The sequence below is a fragment of the Methylosinus sp. R-45379 genome (assembly GCF_001644125.1).
Classification (GTDB): Bacteria; Pseudomonadota; Alphaproteobacteria; order Rhizobiales; family Beijerinckiaceae; genus Methylosinus.
Genome location: NZ_LUUM01000064.1, coordinates 1 through 1,912, shown reverse-complemented (window position 1 = coordinate 1,912; position 1,912 = coordinate 1). Strand labels below are relative to the sequence as shown.

The following is a 1,912-nucleotide window of genomic DNA, read 5'->3' as shown; positions in this document are numbered from 1 at the left end:
GAATTTCCTTCGCTATGAGGCATCGCAGAAACGCATTCGAATTCGCCTCCACACTGACGATATTACTCGCGCCGAGATTTGCGATTTGATAGGTGTGCATTCCTTCCATTGGTCCGAGCTCGAGAATACTCATTCCATGAAAAGACCCGGGAACATAGCCAAGGTGCCTGGCAGCGATGGCCGCACGCGTATCACCCCGGTAGTAATTGTCCTTTCCGGCGCGTAAGCCGGGATATACTTCGTCAATTCGAGCCAGCCATTTTCCCGCAAACAAATCTAGTGCATTCTGATGTGACGGGGCTCGATCGATCAGGGTTATCGTGTTCACTTCTGGACGCTCCCCTTTCTGGCTCAAATACGCAGAATACTTCGCATAATTTGGGAATCGTCCCTCGCCTCTTCCAAATTTCAAATAGTGGTCAGCCAATTGATGTTTGGACGTCATGTGACCAAGATCTCGATAATATGTCCCATAGAAATGATGATCGAAATCCCGCAAGTAAGTTTCGGCATTCTCGTTATCCGTCGCTAGAATGGATTTGAATTTTCGATCCCATTTCATCTGCATCTCCTAATTCAGGATAGTCTCGACCGTCGAACTGGTCTCGCCAGGAGCGCGCCGAGAACGTCAGCTAATCCCGATCAAATGTGACGTTGTATGGAGAGAAGAGCGCCGTTGTCCCCTCTTGAGCCATGTGCCGTCCTGTCCGACGGAATGTCGTCTCCGAACGAGCGCAACTTCACCGGATGGCGCATGCCAGCATTCGCCATCCGTGTCGCCGCTGCGACTGATCGGCTCACACGCTCCGCTTCAGCTCTCCACGCCTCGCAGTTTTGGAATAGTCTTTCCTTGCTGAGCGGTTCGGCCCATAGTGATCATGTGCTATTGTAGCGCCGGTTCGAACATTGGCCGACCCCGTCCTCATCAAATAGTGTGCGCCGCGTCTAGGCGGCCATCTCAGAAATTAGTCGGCGATCCTGACCGGTTCCTTCGGCGATCTTCCGCAAATAAGCGCCGTAGGAACTCTTTCCAAGACGCTCGCCGAGATCGCCGAGTCTCGACGCCGTTATCCATTCGTTATTGAATGCGACCTCTTCCGGGCATCCGATACGTAGACCTTGCCGTTTCTCTATCGCACGCACGAATTCTCCCGCCTCCAGCAGGCCTTCGGGAATTCCCGTGTCGAGCCACGCATAGCCCCTACTCATTCGTTCGACGTTCAATTGACGACGTTCGAGATACGTCCGATTGACATCCGTGATTTCGAGTTCGCCTCTTGCCGAGGGTTTTATGTTCGCCGCGATTTCCACGACCGATGGATCATAAAAATAGAGCCCTGTCACCGCCCAATTCGTTTGCGGATGTACGGGTTTTTCTTCGATCGAGACAGCGCGCTGAGCGTCATCGAAAGCGACGACGCCATAGCGCTCTGGATCGGACACGGGATAAGAAAAGACCGTTGCGCCTTCTGTCCTCGCGGACGCCCTTCGAAGCAATTCCGTCAATCCATGGCCGTAGAAAAAATTATCTCCCAGCACCAAGGCAGAATGATTCCCCGAAACGAAGTCCGCTCCGATAATGAACGCTTGTGCTAAACCCTCGGGGCGAGGCTGCTCTGCGTAAGTGAAATTGACGCCCCAATCAGCTCCGCTTCCGAGCAGCTCTTGGAAACGCGGCGTATCATGCGGCGTCGAGATGATCAGAATGTCGCGCACGCCGGCCAGCATCAGTGTCGTGATAGGATAATAGACCATCGGCTTGTCGTAAATCGGAAGCAGCTGCTTCGACGTTACACGCGTCAATGGGTACAATCTGGTACCTGCGCCCCCGGCGAGAACGATGCCTTTTCTGCACGTTGTCACGAGCATGTCTCCATAATCGATAAGTGATCGGTGTTACAAAGTGTCGCCG

At 53.3% G+C, this 1,912-nt stretch carries 1 protein-coding gene and 1 pseudogene; both read right to left on the bottom strand.

The features are described from left to right. Positions 1–562 (bottom strand): annotated as a pseudogene (locus tag A1351_RS24360) (hypothetical protein); the annotation flags it as partial. 383 nt (positions 563–945) lie between these two features. Further along, positions 946–1,869, bottom strand: coding sequence for a glucose-1-phosphate thymidylyltransferase RfbA (rfbA, locus tag A1351_RS03770; protein ID WP_064032256.1), 924 nt, complete (start codon positions 1,867–1,869; stop codon positions 946–948). Between the last annotated feature and the right edge of the window lie 43 nt (positions 1,870–1,912).

Bases quoted from the DNA above. Each gene is read 5' to 3' on its own strand.
- rfbA (WP_064032256.1), bottom strand. From the start codon at position 1,869: ATGCTCGTGACAACGTGCAGAAAAGGCATCGTTCTCGCCGGGGGCGCA.